This is a genomic window from Lacrimispora xylanolytica (assembly GCF_026723765.1).
Classification (GTDB): domain Bacteria; phylum Bacillota; class Clostridia; order Lachnospirales; family Lachnospiraceae; genus Lacrimispora; species Lacrimispora xylanolytica.
This window is the reverse complement of the sequence record NZ_CP113524.1, coordinates 2,121,150-2,137,374: the sequence shown is the minus strand read 5'-3', so window position 1 is coordinate 2,137,374 and position 16,225 is coordinate 2,121,150. Positions and strand designations below refer to the sequence as shown.

General features: G+C 42.4%; 16 protein-coding genes, 1 pseudogene and 1 riboswitch. Of the genes and pseudogenes, 3 read left to right on the top strand and 14 right to left on the bottom strand.

Annotated elements, in window-relative coordinates; translation table 11 throughout:
• The first annotated feature begins 16 nt into the window (after positions 1-16).
• Positions 17-190: a hypothetical protein gene (locus OW255_RS10100; protein WP_155857723.1), complete on the top strand. Its 174-nt coding sequence runs from the start codon at positions 17-19 to the stop codon at positions 188-190.
• 62 nt (positions 191-252) lie between these two features.
• Here OW255_RS10100 and OW255_RS10095 read toward each other — a convergent pair whose 3' ends face one another.
• The 8 genes and pseudogenes from OW255_RS10095 to OW255_RS10060 form a co-directional block, all read right to left on the bottom strand.
• A complete protein-coding gene (locus OW255_RS10095; protein ID WP_268116505.1) occupies positions 253-930 on the bottom strand; it encodes a cytochrome b5 domain-containing protein in 678 nt (225 codons plus the stop codon).
• Positions 931-1,114: 184 nt separating this feature from the next.
• Positions 1,115-2,404, bottom strand: coding sequence for a glycoside hydrolase family 27 protein (locus tag OW255_RS10090; protein ID WP_268116504.1), 1,290 nt, complete (start codon positions 2,402-2,404; stop codon positions 1,115-1,117).
• Positions 2,405-2,519: 115 nt separating this feature from the next.
• Positions 2,520-2,795, bottom strand: a pseudogene (locus OW255_RS10085) (sigma-70 family RNA polymerase sigma factor); the annotation flags it as partial.
• A 174-nt stretch (positions 2,796-2,969) separates the two neighbouring features.
• On the bottom strand, positions 2,970-4,148 hold the full coding sequence (locus OW255_RS10080; protein ID WP_024836044.1) for a phosphoribosylaminoimidazolecarboxamide formyltransferase: 1,179 nt from the start codon (positions 4,146-4,148) through the stop codon (positions 2,970-2,972).
• A 14-nt stretch (positions 4,149-4,162) separates the two neighbouring features.
• Entirely contained in the window at positions 4,163-4,876 is a 714-nt protein-coding gene (locus tag OW255_RS10075) for an IMP cyclohydrolase (RefSeq protein WP_268116503.1), read from the bottom strand.
• Positions 4,877-4,929: 53 nt separating this feature from the next.
• Positions 4,930-5,012, bottom strand: a riboswitch (ZMP/ZTP riboswitch).
• A 52-nt stretch (positions 5,013-5,064) separates the two neighbouring features.
• Entirely contained in the window at positions 5,065-6,420 is a 1,356-nt protein-coding gene (locus OW255_RS10070; RefSeq protein ID WP_268116502.1) for an ABC transporter permease, read from the bottom strand.
• Positions 6,410-8,239, bottom strand: coding sequence for a COG1361 S-layer family protein (locus OW255_RS10065; RefSeq protein WP_268116501.1), 1,830 nt, complete (start codon positions 8,237-8,239; stop codon positions 6,410-6,412). Before OW255_RS10065 ends, OW255_RS10070 begins: the two co-directional genes overlap by 11 nt.
• Positions 8,226-8,945, bottom strand: coding sequence for an ABC transporter ATP-binding protein (locus tag OW255_RS10060; protein ID WP_035317963.1), 720 nt, complete (start codon positions 8,943-8,945; stop codon positions 8,226-8,228). The genes OW255_RS10065 and OW255_RS10060 overlap by 14 nt, the downstream gene beginning before the upstream one ends.
• Positions 8,946-9,206: 261 nt before the next feature.
• On the opposite strand from OW255_RS10060, the gene pyrB reads away from it, so the two are divergent.
• Both pyrB and OW255_RS10050 read left to right on the top strand, forming a co-directional pair.
• Complete coding sequence (pyrB, locus tag OW255_RS10055; RefSeq protein WP_026890671.1) at positions 9,207-10,130, top strand: aspartate carbamoyltransferase; 924 nt, start codon at positions 9,207-9,209, stop codon at positions 10,128-10,130.
• Positions 10,124-10,549, top strand: coding sequence for an aspartate carbamoyltransferase regulatory subunit (locus OW255_RS10050; protein ID WP_024836050.1), 426 nt, complete (start codon positions 10,124-10,126; stop codon positions 10,547-10,549). Before pyrB ends, OW255_RS10050 begins: the two co-directional genes overlap by 7 nt.
• Positions 10,550-10,623: 74 nt before the next feature.
• Here the strand turns inward: OW255_RS10050 and OW255_RS10045 are convergent, their stop codons facing one another.
• From OW255_RS10045 to OW255_RS10020, 6 genes are all read right to left on the bottom strand, one after another.
• The gene (locus tag OW255_RS10045; protein ID WP_024836051.1) at positions 10,624-11,142 is read right to left on the bottom strand and encodes a GNAT family N-acetyltransferase; all 519 of its coding nucleotides are present in this window, start codon (positions 11,140-11,142) and stop codon (positions 10,624-10,626) included.
• A 30-nt stretch (positions 11,143-11,172) separates the two neighbouring features.
• A complete protein-coding gene (locus OW255_RS10040) occupies positions 11,173-11,841 on the bottom strand; it encodes an exonuclease domain-containing protein (protein ID WP_268116500.1) in 669 nt (222 codons plus the stop codon).
• Between the two features lie 125 nt (positions 11,842-11,966).
• Positions 11,967-12,938 carry a family 43 glycosylhydrolase gene (locus OW255_RS10035; protein ID WP_268116499.1) on the bottom strand — a complete coding sequence of 324 codons (972 nt, stop codon included), beginning with the start codon at positions 12,936-12,938 and terminating at the stop codon, positions 11,967-11,969.
• 12 nt (positions 12,939-12,950) lie between these two features.
• Positions 12,951-13,820 (bottom strand): carbohydrate ABC transporter permease, encoded by an 870-nt coding sequence (locus OW255_RS10030; RefSeq protein WP_024836054.1) that lies wholly within the window; start codon positions 13,818-13,820, stop codon positions 12,951-12,953.
• 1 nt (position 13,821) lies between these two features.
• A complete protein-coding gene (locus tag OW255_RS10025) occupies positions 13,822-14,706 on the bottom strand; it encodes a carbohydrate ABC transporter permease (RefSeq protein ID WP_268116498.1) in 885 nt (294 codons plus the stop codon).
• Between the two features lie 79 nt (positions 14,707-14,785).
• Positions 14,786-16,159 carry an ABC transporter substrate-binding protein gene (locus tag OW255_RS10020; RefSeq protein WP_024836056.1) on the bottom strand — a complete coding sequence of 458 codons (1,374 nt, stop codon included), beginning with the start codon at positions 16,157-16,159 and terminating at the stop codon, positions 14,786-14,788.
• Positions 16,160-16,225: the final 66 nt, after the last annotated feature.

Below are 16,225 nucleotides of genomic sequence, written 5' to 3'. Positions count from 1 at the left end.
TTCCGGAAGACTTATTATGAATATCATCGTTTATCGTCCTGAGACAGAAGAAGACCAAAAGGATCTGGAAAAAAAAGCAGCCATGGTTCACAGCCAGGCTGTCTTACAGTGCTTAAAACAGCTTTCTTGTCCAATTTATCAGAAACAAGCTATATGGAAGGAAATTAATCCTGATACAAATAAAGGATAAGCAAAAGCCTATCATACCCAGGTTCTTAAAAGGGTATGATAGGATGGCATTTTCATATCTTATCAGCTCATTTGAGGTGTCACAAGAGTGCCTACAATCGGGAGCACGCTTAATACCATGGCTCCTGGATGACACATCTGAAACTCACTGGTCAAATTTCTCCCTGCTGTAAGTCCAAAAAAGTGGCTCCCTCCTGCCCATAAAGGATTGTCAGTAACATTATATACCACTCCGTTTACCGCTACATAAGCAGGCTGACCATCTTTTCCGTTGTATTGTGCCAGTTCTTCCAAAGTAAATTCCCGGGTACCTTCCTCTGGTTCCGTGCCATTTTCAGATTCCTCTCCGTTCTGCGGCTGAGTCCCATTAGGGGATTGGGTGCCATTTGGGGGCTGGGTCCCATTCTGGGGCTGACTTCCTTCCTGGGGCTGACTTCCTTCCTGGGGCTGACTTCCTTCCTGGGGCTGACTTCCGTTCTGGGGCTGACTTCCGTTCTGGGGCTGACTTCCTTCCTGGGGCTGACTTCCCCCCTGAGGCTGAGTTCCGTTGTTCTCCTCCTGATATACTGGCTGGATAAGCTGATTAAAATATTGAATGTGGCTTTCCAGCATAACGATCTCACTGCTTAGAGTATCCAGTATATCTTCACGGTTAAACTGATCAGAACGCAGTTTCTCCACATCTGAATTGATTTTTCTCAAGCCTTTGCCTACAAAATCTAGTACCAGTTCCATTTCCATATGAACACCTCCATAAAAATTATACAGGATTATAACTATATGTATCGTTTATTGCTTGACCAAGTGGGGAATTTTAAGCATTGCTTGATTCAATATATGTGGTAAGTACAAATTTAACCCCCTATTTTTCTGTTTTCTCAATAAAAAATCATCCTCTTACAGGGAGTAAAAGGATGATTCTAAATTATGGGTGATATCGATAGATGGCAGCTCCATGTCCGGGCAGAGTAATGGACATATCTTTTTCTTCTAAAGATTTACTCTTACCCGTCCATAGCTCTGTAAGGGTAAGACCGCAGAAGCTTGAAAGGCCTGCCATATCTGCTTCTATTAAGATGGGGCGTTCTTCATTGGAAAGATTAAAGACAGCAAGGTATTGTGTCTCATCTGTTTTATCATGACTCAGCCAGAGACAATGATGGTCATCTCTCCATAACTGCCTGGCACCTTCTGAATCAGTTAAAAGCTTTAAGACCGCCTTATTCGTCAACAGCTTAAGGGTCCAGTCATCAAGGAGCGTCAATTCTCCACCAATCATAAGCGGTGACCGGAACATGCACCAAAGCGACATCATGGTAATCTGTTCTTCTCTGGTAAATCTCGTAGGCCGTTCCTGACCAAATCCTTTGCCGATCATTCCAACAGGCAGCATGTCGCAATCTGGATAATTTCCTTCGCTCACATGGTTCTGCCAGATTTCACAGCGCTCAAACATGGGAAGAAGGTATTTCCAATCATCCCAAAAATCATCGGTAATACGCCACATGTTTGCATAGGTACTGTAATGCCATGATTCATGAATCAGTGCAGGGCCTGGAGAAAGGCTTAACACCATAGGGCGGCCGCACTTTTTGATGGCCTTATGAAGCATTACTATTTCCTGCTTTGCTGACGGGACATCCATTCGGCATATATCATCGCATTTTATAAAGTCCACGCCCCAGCTGGCATAAAGTTCTATGATGGAGTCGTAATATTCCTGAGCCCCTTCTACGCCAGGTATCACACCATACATATCAGGATTCCAGGAACACACAGACCCGGGATCCGCTATTTCATTGGCCGTCTTATCCGTTCCCATAAGCTTTCCATGGGTATGTGCAGCAATTCTTGGAATTCCACGCATGATATGAATGCCAAATTTAAGTCCCAGCTTATGGATATAGTGAGCCAGAGGGGCGAACCCATTTCCCCCGGCTGATGATGGAAAACGCTCTGAGCAGGGAATCAGTCTGGAATATTCATCTATTTCCACTTTCCCAAAGGGTATGTACTGGTACTTGTCCCTCCTGGTTCCTGCCCCGTAAGCATACCACTGAATATCCACTACAATGTATTCCCACCCAAAATCCTTTAAATGTGCTGCCATATAGTCTGCATTGGCCTTGATCTGATCCTCATTTACGGTCGTATCATAATAATCGTAGCTGTTCCAACCCATGGGAGGAGTCTGTAACATGATCTGATTTTTCATATAATCCCCTTTCTCCATACATTACATAATCATAATTCCATTATAACAAGCATGTTAAGCCTTGCAAGTATAATCGGTAAAAACTGGAAATTTCTATGCCTGTGAGCCGTTATGATAGGATATCATTTTCCACACATTTGGCTGCATAGGTAGCCAGCCTTGAGCCTCTATCCGGATGGAAGGTGTTCACGGCTTTAATCAGACCGATCGTTCCTACGGATAGGAGATCTTCCATGTCGTAATCCGTATTCTGATATTTTTTCGCCACATGGGCAACCAGACGCATGTTTCGCTCAATGAGTGTGGCTCTCGCCTCCTGATCCCCTTCCTGGTATCGTTCCAGACACTCTCGTTCCTCTCGTGCAGTTAAAGGTTTGGGAAAAGTTTTCAAAGAAAGCCACCTTAAACTTACTTACTCTCATTTTATGCTGCCCTTTCCATGAAAGTGCTTTTACAATAAATATTGGCTGGTACTTCTTTTTCCTCATAATCAAGGAAAGATCAAAAAAATCGGGCAAGAGAACTCTATGGTCTGCCTGAGTCTCTGTCCGATTTTTTTAATATTCTAATGATGAAACAGGCGGATTTTGGTAAATGCCATTGCCATTCCATATTTGTTGCATGTTTCAATTACCTGATCATCCCGAACGGAACCGCCAGGCTGGGCCACATACTTGACCCCGCTTTTATAAGCCCGGTCTATGTTGTCCCCAAATGGGAAAAATGCATCTGAGCCTAACGAAACCCCCGAAAGCTGATCCAGCCAGGCCCTTTTTTCCTCAGAGGAAAATACAGGAGGCTTCACTTTAAAAATACTTTCCCATCTTCCGTCAGCCAGGACATCCATATATTCCTCACCAATATAAATATCAATGGCATTGTCTCTGTCTGCCCGGCGGATCTCATCCACAAATGGCAGCTCTAATACCTGGGGTGCCTGTCGCAGAAACCAGTTATCAGCCTTGCTTCCTGCCAGTCTGGTACAATGGACTCTTGACTGCTGCCCTGCCCCAATTCCAATGGCCTGTCCCCCTTTTGCATAGCAAACGGAGTTTGACTGGGTGTATTTTAAGGTTATGAGAGAGATAATAAGATCCATTTTCCCGGAATCCGGAATCTCCTGATTCTTAGTAACAACGTCCTTTAACAGCTCTCCATCTATTTTCAGTTCATTTCTTCCCTGCTCAAACACAACTCCATACACCTGTTTCGTTTCAAGAGGCTCTGGTACATAATCAGGATCGATCTGAATTACGTTATAATTACCATTCTTTTTGGCCTTTAAAATTTCCAATGCCTCAGGCTCAAATCCAGGGGCAATAACACCATCGGATACTTCCCGCTTAATGATTTTGGCAGTATCCACATCACAAATATCAGATAAGGAAATAAAATCCCCAAAGGCAGACATACGGTCAGCACCTCTTGCTCTTGCATAGGCACAGGCCAATGGAGATAAGTCCTTCATATCTTCTACCCAGTAGATTTTTGACAATACATCATTAAGAGGAAGACCTACCGCAGCTCCAGCGGGAGAAACATGCTTAAAGGAAGCTGCTGCCGGAAGTCCGGTGGCCTCTTTCAATTCTTTTACCAATTGCCAGCCATTAAAAGCATCCAGGAAATTAATATATCCGGGGCGGCCGCTCAAAACTTGAATCGGCAGTTCTTTCCCGTCCTGCATAAATATACGGGATGGTTTCTGATTCGGGTTACAACCATATTTTAATTCCAGCTCGTTCATCCTTTGCGCTCCTGTTATTTGTTTTTATTTACGATTCTCGACTCAAACGCCCCTGTTTTAATATCAATATATCTGACAAACAGGGATACCTTATTCTCTTCATTTAGGCTATCCCAAACAAGCTCTGTAAATGCATCCATATCATCAAGTACTTCAACCAGCTTTGGCTCCCCCTGAAAGCTTATAAGGGGTTCTCCATCCTGCATGTAGGTATGAATAAAGTGAGCCTCTCCAGCCAGCGGATTTTCATAAGAAAAGGTATAGCGGTTACAGGCCCTGGGATCTCCATGATTACTTTTTAAGATGGACATGTCATAGTGAAATTCACCTTCTTCTAAATGCATAATCCCTGAAATGCGAGGGGTATAGTTGGGGCTGTCCGGTTCAAATTCTCTGGAACGAAGGGATTGCTCAAAGCTGAGCTTATGATCCAATCCATTGTAAATGGTATCTGTCTGATCACCGTTTGTTACAATGGTCTTATTTCCAAGAACTCTTACTGGAGCATAAATAATTAAACTGGGGTCTGTCAGCTTAGAGGGATCAAATGCCTGAGTACGAATTCCCTGTCCTTCCTGAGCAAATATCCGGTTACGGCTGTTTTCACTTCTTCCCATAATAAAATAAGCAGCCACTGCCTTTGTCCCATCCGGGGTCTTTCCGATTACGATCCCTCTTCCGGGATAAGAATTGTTCTTTAATTCGTCCTTTAAAGAAATCAAATTCATAGCATTTGTTCCTCCTTCGTCATTTACACGCAAAAAACCGCCTGGGCATCCCATAGCGGTGCCCAGACGGTCGGCTTCAAATTGTATCGTGCTCCCTGTGGTTAATTCCACTGATCCGTCAGTCGCACGTACCTTGTAAATCATCATATCTTATAAAAGGTTAAAAAGCAAGTATTTTTTTCAATCCATTATTCATTCCGAATGGCTGCCAAGGGACTGAGCTTCATGGCCCTTAATGCCGGGAAGAAGCCTGCCGCCATTCCTACAAAAATAGCAAAGCCGATGGCAGTTGTGGATAACCATATGGGAATTTGTGACAGATCACCTGGCATATCCGGCATGAACCGGCTGGCCAAAAACTTATTGATCAGGAAAGAAATTCCATAGCTGAAGGCAATGCCTGCCACACCTCCGAAAAAGCCGATAAAACCTGATTCTAATAGAAACATGTTTCTGATTACATTCATATCACAGCCCAACACCTTAAGAATACCAATCTCCTTGGTTCTTTCATAAATGGACATCATCATGGTATTTGCAATACCGATAGCAGCAACAAACAGAGAAACCGCACCGATACCGCCTAAAAGCGCCTGAACCATCTTAGCCTGCTTTTGGGACTGCTCCAGCCACTCCATATTAGAGTTTGCCTGAAATCCCATATCAGAGACTGCCTTTTGAACCAGAGCAACATTCTTCATATCATCTACCTGGATCACAGACTGATTATAGATAAAATAGTTGTAAGGCTTTCCTTTCTTTGTGGTTGGCTGATTTGGTATGGGTTTTTTCTTGAAAATTTGTTTTAACTGGGTTTTTAAGGTATCTATGTCTACATATACACTATAACTGTAGTTATTATATTCTTCCGGCGTGCCCTTCACCAATCCGCTGGTGTGCAACAGATATTTCTTTGGAGGTTTTATAGGAGTCTTCCCATCGGAAGCAGTTCCTCCGTTTTGAGCCTGGTAGTAAGCATCCATATCAAAGATTACAAACATGGGCCGGTTCATAAAATCAATATCCGGAAGGTTACTGGTATCACCAAACATACGGTTAGAGCTTTTGGGATTATAAAAGTCTCTTATGACCATATTTCCCACCACCATCTTTAGCTCATTATCACCTGCTTCCGGGATCTGCCCTTCTTTCAGAGGAATATCCTTCATATATTCCTGGGTGACACCTGTAATGGTAGTATTGGATTCATAAGCTCCCTGCTTCATCAGTACGTTTACCTGCAATAGCGGGGAAACCGCTTTCACGTGTTCAATTTTTTCAAATTGCCGGATCACATCATCAGTCATGTATTTGGAATCCTTGCTGTCCTGATTCATCCGTTCACCGGAATATACGGATATTTCCGTAAGGCTGCCGTAAGAAGCAATCTGGTCCATGGTTAGCTGATTAAAACCGATTCCTAAGGAGACCATAACTACAATGGAAGCCGTTCCGATCCAGACTCCCAAAACCGTCAAAAATGTCCTTAGTTTTCTCCGTCTTAAATTATTTGCACTCATGGAGAGCAAATCACTAAATCTCATGATTTGTTTCCTCATCTAACGCTTCCGCTTCTTTTTTCTTTTTCAGCCTTTTGAATACAATCACTCCGCCGATAATCCCTACGGCCAGGACTACAATCACAGAAGCAACGATTACATTCCGGTACTTGGCAAATCCTTGAGGTTCCATATCCGTTGGCAGTGCGCCTGGATCTTCTTCTCCAAAATCAGTTTCCTGAGCGTCTGATACCATTAAGGTTATTTCTTTCTCTAAAGGCTCACTAACAGCTCCATTTTCATCTTCATAGGTAATGAGAACCTTGATTCTTCCATCGTCAGCCGTTGGAGCAATGGCTGAGATCATAGCATCCACATTCCCGGTCTCACCCGGTTTTATATTTCCTACATAGCTGCTGGTCTGCTGGATAGAATCTCCGACGAAATTCACCATAACATTATATAAAAGAACCTTACCGGTATTATTAATTGGGAACATGACATTGGTCTCTGATCCTACATTAACAGAATCCGGGGAAACCTCTATGGTTCCTGTATTGAGACGTGGTGTCTGTCTGACAGGAATATTTACAACCACTTTTTCTTCTGCATTCTTAAACTCAGGGCTGTCGTATTTCTCGGTTATGGTTATGGCATAGGTCCTTTGGTCCACCCAGGCACCTGCCCGAAGCTTTACCTTGACATCAGTTACCTGACCTGCTCCAAGAGAGTTAACGACTACAGAGGGAGAACTGGAATCCGTGGTAAATACCGCACTTTCCGTTACCTTTTCTGATTCCAGGCTAAAAAGAATATTGCTGGCTGCAACGTTTTCTGATGCGTTTTTCATATGAAGGGTAAGCTCAAATTCATCACCGGCATATACGGTTTCCGGGTTGGTCTGGAATCCATCTACAATCAGCCTTGCCTTGGAACGGTCATTGGCATTAAATTCCTTCGTATCGCTTTCCTTTTCCTTGTTTTGAACCTTAACAAAGAACGTTCCCTCGGCCTTTTGAATATCTCCCTCTGTACTGTCACGGTACTCAATCACAAAGGCTATGGGATAATAGCCGCTGTAAACGTCTTTGCGAATACTCATGCTGTAAGGGATTTCAATATTCTGCCCCCCACCGATCCGGTCGTAATGCTTTGTATAGTTTCCGTCATTTATGTCAAAAGGAAATTTAGTGCTGTCCTGATCTACTTTCATACGGATATTCACATCGAAGGCTGTAATATCGGAAGCATTGCGGACATTCATATTGTAATTCATAACATCGGGATAGACTCCAAATGGAGTACTCTGGTTCTCTCCCAGCTCAAACTGTATCGTACCCTGGTTACTGCCTGACGCTGTGGTACCAGTGGATTTTGTAATCCAGATATTTACTTTTTCACGTCTGAATTCATTCCCATCCGCTTTCACTAAAAGAGGTACGGTATAATAGCCTTCAGACAAATCACGTCTTACTCTTCCAGAAAGGGAAAAGCTTTTGGAATCGCCCTGTTTCACCGTTCCTAAGAGCTTTCCGTCAAAAGTACTTGAGGTAATCTCAAATGGGAACATGGAACCGATGCTGACAGTGGTCGTCTCATCTGCCGCATCTGAGGTGGCTTCAAATTCTTCCTGAGCCACACCTTTGTCAAACATAATCGTGACACCTTTTAAATCCTGACTTGATTTATTGGTAAAGATCAGATTTAAGGTAGTCCTTTCTCCTGTCTTTCCGGAAGGAGTGGTCTTTGCATCTATGTACGTATTCTGACTGACATCGTACTGTGCAAACACTGCGCCAGGTACCGATGCAATCATCATAAGAACCGCAAGAAGTAACACTGCCCCCCTTTTAAACTTCTTCATCTCTGATTTCCTCCTCAGTATCTTCATGATGCTGCTCCTCTATTTTAAATATTTTTCCATCTACAATGTGGAATTGTCTGTCTGCAAATTTTGCTATGTAATTATCATGAGTAACCATAATAAGGGTCTGATTCTGTTCCCGTACAATCTTTTGCATGAGTCCCAGAATCTCCTTCGTTGTCTTTGAATCCAGGTTTCCAGTGGGCTCATCTGCAAAGATGATTTTAGGATCCATGGCTAGTGCCCTGGCAATGCCGACTCGCTGCTGCTGTCCTCCAGACATCTCATTTGCCATATGCTTCTTTTGCTTTTCAAGCCCCACCAGTTTTATATATTTTAAAGCCTTTTCGTTTCTGATCTTCTTTGGAACTCCCCGAAAGGAAAGGGGAAGGGCAACGTTCTCTGTTGCATTCATGGTTTTAATCAGATTATAAGACTGAAAGATAAATCCAACATGCTTTCTTCGAAATGCAACCAACTTATTTTCTGAAAGCTTTTCAATGTGATTCCCACCGATGACAATCTCTCCCTTAGAGGGCTTTTCAAGTCCTGCCATCATATTAAGAAGAGTGGATTTGCCGGAACCAGATGGCCCCACGATGGCACAAAACTCACCTTTATATATCGTAAAATCGACACCGTTCAGCGCATAAACCTTGGTATCTCCTACCTTATACACCTTGTATAGATTTTTCACTTCAATCATAGGCGTCTTATTTTCAGCCAATACAGTTACCTCCTGACTTTCTTTTGCATACACATTATACAACAAGTAACCATTTCTGGTCTTACTATATTTTCTTAATCTTCCTTACATATTCCTTACACCAAATATGGAAAATTATTCTAGAAATTCGACTAAAAAAGATTATACCATAAATCGCAAAAAAGTGTGGAAATATTCCAATGAATACTATATAATGGGATAGAATTTGAAACCATAACTCAGTGGATAAAGGAGATTCTTATGAGACATTTACTTAACCCGTTAGATTTTAGTGTGGAAGAAACCGGACAACTTTTAGATCTGGCAAAAGACATCGAAGATAATCTTCCAAAATATTCCCACGTATGCGATGGAAAAAAATTAGCTACATTATTCTATGAGCCAAGTACAAGAACCCGTTTAAGTTTCGAAGCTGCTATGCTGAATCTGGGGGGTAGTGTACTGGGCTTTTCTTCTGCTGATTCCAGTTCTGCCGCAAAAGGCGAGAGTGTTTCCGATACCATTCGAGTCATCTCCTGTTACGCAGACATCTGTGCCATGAGACATCCAAAGGAAGGTGCTCCCTTAGTGGCAGCTACTCATTCCGGAATACCAGTGATTAACGCCGGAGATGGTGGCCATCAGCATCCCACTCAAACACTTACCGATCTGCTTTCCATTCGCTCTTTAAAGGGCCGCCTTCATGATTTAACCATTGGGCTTTGCGGCGATCTTAAATTTGGCCGTACCGTCCACTCTCTCATCAACGCTCTGGTTCGATATGAGAACATCAAATTTATCTTAATTTCTCCCCCAGAACTTCGTGTACCTGAATACATCCGGGAAGATGTGCTTCGGGCCAACAACATTGAATTTATGGAAATGGACAGCCTTGACGATGCCATGCCAGACCTTGACATTCTCTACATGACCCGTGTCCAGAAGGAACGTTTCTTTAATGAAGAGGATTACATTCGTTTAAAAGACTGCTATATCCTGGACAAGAAGAAAATGAAGCTGGCAAAAGAAGATATGTATGTTCTTCACCCCCTTCCCAGAGTCAATGAAATTTCTGTGGAAATAGACGAGGATCCAAGAGCCGCTTATTTCAAACAGGCACAGTACGGCGTATACGTGCGAATGGCTCTGATTATGACTTTACTGGAGGTAGAAAAATCATGTTAAATATCAGCGGATTAAAAGAAGGAATTGTACTGGATCATATTGAAGCAGGGAAAAGTCTGGAGATTTACTATCATCTTGGTCTGGACAAGCTGGACTGTCAGGTAGCCATTATAAAGAACGCCAAAAGTAATAAGATGGGAAAAAAAGATATTATTAAAATAGAAGGCGGATTAAACCATATTGATTTAGATATCCTTGGATACATTGATCATAATATTACCGTTAACATTATCCGGGATAACCAGATCGCTGAAAAGAAATCTTTAAGCCTGCCTCAAAAAATCACCAATGTGATACCATGCAAGAACCCGCGTTGTATTACTTCTATTGAACAGGGACTGCCTCATATTTTCTATCTTGCTGATGAAGGAAAAGAAACCTATCGATGCATGTACTGTGAAGAAAAATATACAAAATAAAAAACACCCCCGAAGAGCATCTTATATTTAAGGTGCTTCGCCGGGGGCTTGCTTTTTGTAACACATCTTCTTATTTAACCCAGTTTTTTCAAAAGAATATCTCTTATGTAACCACCGTATTTTTCTTTCGTCATAACAACCTCATAGCCCTGGCGTACTGCATTGGACTTACTGTAGATGTTATCCGGGTGAATGGTGCACATGAAATAACGGAACCCTCGTACGATCAGTTCCTTCTGCGCCTCCTGCATGAGGAAATATTGAAGCCCATATCCCCGATATTCGGGAAGAACTGCTACAGACTCCATATGAGCCACTGTTTTTAATTCCTCTTTTGGCAGGCCGATATCATGACCAAGGTTTTCTTCTCCCATTCCATACATAGCTGCAATTAAAACTCCAGCCACAGCTCCCGTACTTTTTTCCACAGCCTTATAGGCTATCCCTTTTTCTTCCTGAAGCAGACGCCAAATGCTTTCTGAGTCATCTGCAACGAACCACTCTTTTCTTTCTATCTCCCGAAAAGCAGATTCGATGATTTCAGCCAGAACCTGAGACTCATTTAAATAAGCCCTTTCGATAGAAAATTCCATTCGCCATACCTTTCCAAAACCAAACCTTGATTATACGTTTCTTGTAAAGCGGCAGCTTGGATAATTGGTACAACCATAGAAATCTCCAAATCTTCCGCTTCGTCGCCTTAATTCGCCACCACACTGTGGACAGATTTCTACTGTGGTCTCTTTTATAAGCCTTCCCATTTGTTCATAGCACTGCTGATTCATAATGCAGTCATTTAACGCACGATGGGCTCCTTTGGTTTCAATCTGAAAATATTCTGAGATATCCACCAATCGATATCTCCTTAACATAGGAAGACATTCCCTGGCCATATGTAACGTATCGATATAATCATTGGGAACCTCTTTTTCAAGGAGTTCCTCTGCTGCCCGGTAAATAAACGGAAGGTCAAAGGACTGGATGTTATGTCCTACTAAAACGTCCCCTTCAATAAAAGAAAGGAAATTGGGAAGCACCTCTGTAAGCTTCGGCGCATCCTTTACCAAGTCATCTGTAATGCCGTTAACATTCGTCGCTCCCACTGGTATATGAGTGCCTGGATTTATAAGAGCAGTAAATTCCTCCACTGGATTATGATCTCTTACCTTGATTGCTGATATTTCTATAATAGAATCTTCTTGCGCACTGATCCCAGTGGTCTCCAAATCAAATACCACGTAGTCTTTTGCATACTGGTTCAAGCGTCTGCCTGTTATCTGTCTGACAGCCATAGTTTCCTCCGTTCTGTATCAATATATATCTATGGTCTATGTAACGCTTCTATTATAACGTCACTCCTGTCTTTCATCAAGCTTACAGGCAAAAATCTTTCTTTATGAATAAAGTTAATCATTTATTACGGCTTCATATTATGCTCAACATCAAATACCGGCTTTCCCTGATTCCAGCCAACTTCCATTAAATAAGTATGACGGTTGGGATCATAAAGGGGGTCACCTGTAATCTCATCGTACTGTCTGGCATGATAAACCATAATATCTCTGTTTCCATCATCATCCTTTACAAAGGTATTATGACCAGGACCAAAGATTCCATTTTCTCTATCCGTTTGAAATACAGGCGTCCGTTCCTTTTTCCACGCATTTTTATCCATAAGATTTTCATCGGCCTTAATGCTAAGCATTCCCATGCAGTAACATTCTCCGGTTGCGCTTGCGGAATACGTAATATAAATCTTATCCTCATGCTTTAATACTCCAGGCCCTTCATTGACCCAAAAGCCTACCCTCTCCCAATCGTAATCAGGGGCGGACAAGGTCACCTGCTCTGTAGACAGTTTACACGGCGACTCCATTCCCGCAATATAGAGATTTGATATCTTTTTCCCTGAACTGACCTTTTCCGCCCAGACACAGTACCAGGCACCCTTGTGCTCAAATACTGTCATGTCCAGGGAAAAGTCCCGGAAGGTATATTCATCAAAGGGCTCCATCATCCCAAGTTCCTTCCACTCTCCGGTTATGGGATCTTCATCCAGGCACTCCAGAACATAGGGACGGATTTCCCAGATATTTTCTGTTTCCCCTGCTGCAAAATAAATATACCAGCCTCCATTGATATAATGAATCTCAGGTGCCCAGATATGTGCTCCCATGATTCCCTTTTTGTGTTTTTCCCAGACCGTAATTTCCCTTTCGTCCTTCAGACCTAACAAAGTACTGGAACGGCGAAGTATAATTCTGTCATACTCAGGGACGGAAGCAGTAAAATAGCAGGTGCCATCCACATGGCGGTATATGTAAGGATCTGCCCGATTGCGTATAAACGGTTCATTATAGAGGGTCTTTCTGTAATTATTTTTGTCCATTTAAAATTACCTTTATCCTTTCACGGCTCCTGCCATCATTCCTTCTATAAAGTATTTCTGGAATGCCACAAAGAGTATAAATATTGGTATTACGGAAAACACAGAGCCAACCACCAGAAGGCTGTAGTTATCTCCATACGGATTTATGAGTGTATTAAGTCCTAATGTCAAAGGATACTTTTCAGAAGAGCGGATTACCAAAAGCGGCCACAGATAATTATTCCACGCATTCATTCCATTTAAGATTGCCATAGCAGAAAAGGCCGGCTTCATAAGAGGGATGATCAGCCGGAAAAAGATTCCATACTCCGTAGCTCCATCGATTCTTCCGGCTTCTAACAGGGACTGGGGAATGCTGACCAAATACTGACGAAAGAAGAATATAGTCGAGGCATGGGCAACGAATGGAAGGACCACGGCTGTAAAGCTGTCCATCATCTTCCAGGCAGACATCTGCTTGTATAGCGGAAGCATTACTACCTCCAGAGGAATGGAAAGAATTAAAAGCACAAGGAGAAACAAGAACTTTTTTCCCTTGAACTCATAAGCAGCAAAGCCATAGCCTACAAAGGCACTGATGATCAGAGTACTTAAAACAGTTATTATTGTGAGGCAAATGCTGTTAAAAAACCATTTCCAGTATTCATGCTGCCCGGTAAATAACAGAATGTAATTATCAAGATTCATTCTGGAAACATTGATATCGAGATTAAGACCATACTGCAAAAGATCACTGCCCGGTTTAAAGCTGGCTACAAACATCACCCAGATAGGGAGAATGATAAGAAGAGCCAGAATGGAAAATAAAATGATAAGCGCTACGGAAGCATAACGTTTCCGTCCCCTGCTGCTATGTAATTTTTCACTGCCTTGTTTGTTCATATCATTCTCTCCCCTCTTCAAAGGTTCCCGTAATCTTTAACTGTACGATATTGACCGCCATAACAACGAACAAAAGAATGAATCCCACTGCACAGGCATAGCCTAAAGCCCTTTTCTCCACTCCCTGCCGGTAGAGATAACCAACAATCGTCAGTCCTATGTTATTGGGGGAGTTATTGCCCTTAAACAACATGCTGCTCTCAATAAACATGGATAAGCCTGCGTAAATGCTGATAGTAAGTACATAAACCGTAGTTGGTTTCACCAGAGGCATGGATATTTTTTTAAACTGCTGCCACTTGGAAGCGCCATCAATGGAGGCTGCCTCATATAGTTCAGAGGGAATGCTTTGAAGACCGGCAAGAAAATAAAGAATATTTACCCCGGTCCATCTCCAGCATGCCAGTAAAAGAAGGGCGAAGAAACTGGTTCCCGCTCCTTTGAGCCACTTTATGGGCCCTATACCGAAGTATCCCAGGACCTGGTTAAATAATGACGTGGAAGCTTCCCCATACATCAGCCGGAAAATAGTACCAGCCACCACCACAGAGGTCAAAGCCGGAATGAAATAGATGGATTTGAATATGTCTGCTTTTTTCATCAGCTTACTATTGAGCAATGAGGCAAATAATAAGGGAAATGGAATGAGAAGAAGCAAGGTTCCCACCATATATTTAAAGCTGTTCCATAATGCTTTTAAAAATATGGTATCCGTAAGGAGCCTGGAATAATTGTCAAATCCAACCCATTGCTCTTTCAGCACATCCTGAAAGCTTAAAAGCACGCCGTTACCTATGGGTACCAGCCAGAACAGCAGCACAGTGATTACAAAAGGACATATAAACACATAGGGAGCTATTTTTTTAGAATAAAAGAATTTTTTCATTTATCTTACCCCATTTTTCGTTGGACAAAAGTAACAGGCTGCGAAAGGGCACTTGACCACCCGCAGCCCGGCTTAGTTATCACTTTTCTTTGAATTCATTGTCAAGGGTCTGCTGTGACTGAAGAAGTGCTTCCTTCACATCCATACCATCTTCAAAAATACTGTTTAAAGTGACATTGCAGAATTCGTTATTAATGGATGGATACTTTTCATCCGTATAAGCCTGCAGGATCCCTATGCTGTCCTTGGTTTTTATAAGTGTATCAAATGGATAATTTGTAAAGTACTGAATGAATTTGTTATCAGGGTTCTGTGTCAGGGAGGTGTCATTCCATACAGCCGTATTAACAGGGTCAAAGCCTAACACATTCCAGACTTCCTTGTTGGATTCTTCGGAAAGCTTAATAAAAGCCATAACCTCTGCAGCAAGCTGAGCGTTCTTTCCGCTTTTAATAATTGCAGTACCAGTTCCACCACCGCCGATTGTGGCAACCTCACCATCGCTCTCACTAAAGACAGGTACGGGTGCAATGGCTACTTGCTTCTTGATATCAGTCATGTAATTTACAAATCTTGATGTCTGCCAGAAAGGCATGATCTGAACCGCATAATCTCCGGAATTATAGAAAGGATATGCCTCTTCATTATCCGGCTGTCCTCCAGGAATCGTTGCAAATGCACCCGTTTCCTGCATTCCTTTTATGTATTCCAATACTTCTTCCATTTCTTTGCTTGCAATATTAAGCTTACCATCCTTATCAATGTAATCCCCACCCTTCTGGGCCAGCATCAGATTTACCATCCACTGGGCAGAAGTCTCGACACAGGCGAAGTACTTACCGGTGGCTTCATGGTATTTTACACCAGCTTCCTTAAACTGATCCCAGGTCTTAATATCCTTATAGTTGATGCCCGCATCATTAAGCAGTTTTTCATTATAAAATGCTACGGTAGTTCCTACATGGGTTGGCAGGCCATATTCTTTTCCATCCTTGGAGTAAATATCTAATCTGGACTTAACAATATTGTCCTTATAAGGTGCAATCACATCATTCAGCTCCATTAGCCCTATTTTCCCAACCATATATGCCGGGAACTTTCCAAGCTCGATATCCACAATATCAGGAGCCCCTTCCCCTGATTCCAGTGCAAGAGACAATTTGTTATGCATGTCATCATAAGGCATGTTGCTTAAGACCAGCTTCACCTTTTTATCTGGATGAGCTTCATTCCACTTCTCCGCCATCGCGACATAGAAATCCTGATGAAGTTCAATAAACGTCCATACATTTAATGTGGTTACATTATCTCCCCCTACTTCCATGGCTTTTTTCCCCGCAGATGAAACTCCTTTTTCCGTAGATGCCGAATTCCCCGTTGCAGAACTACAACCTGCAATCGTAGTGGCTGCCAATACTGCACATAACAATGCTGCTAATCCCCGTTTTTTCATTTCGAATCCTCCTTTTCGTGATCCTGCTTCTTTCTAAACAATCTTTCCCTCCGCATTCATCGTCAT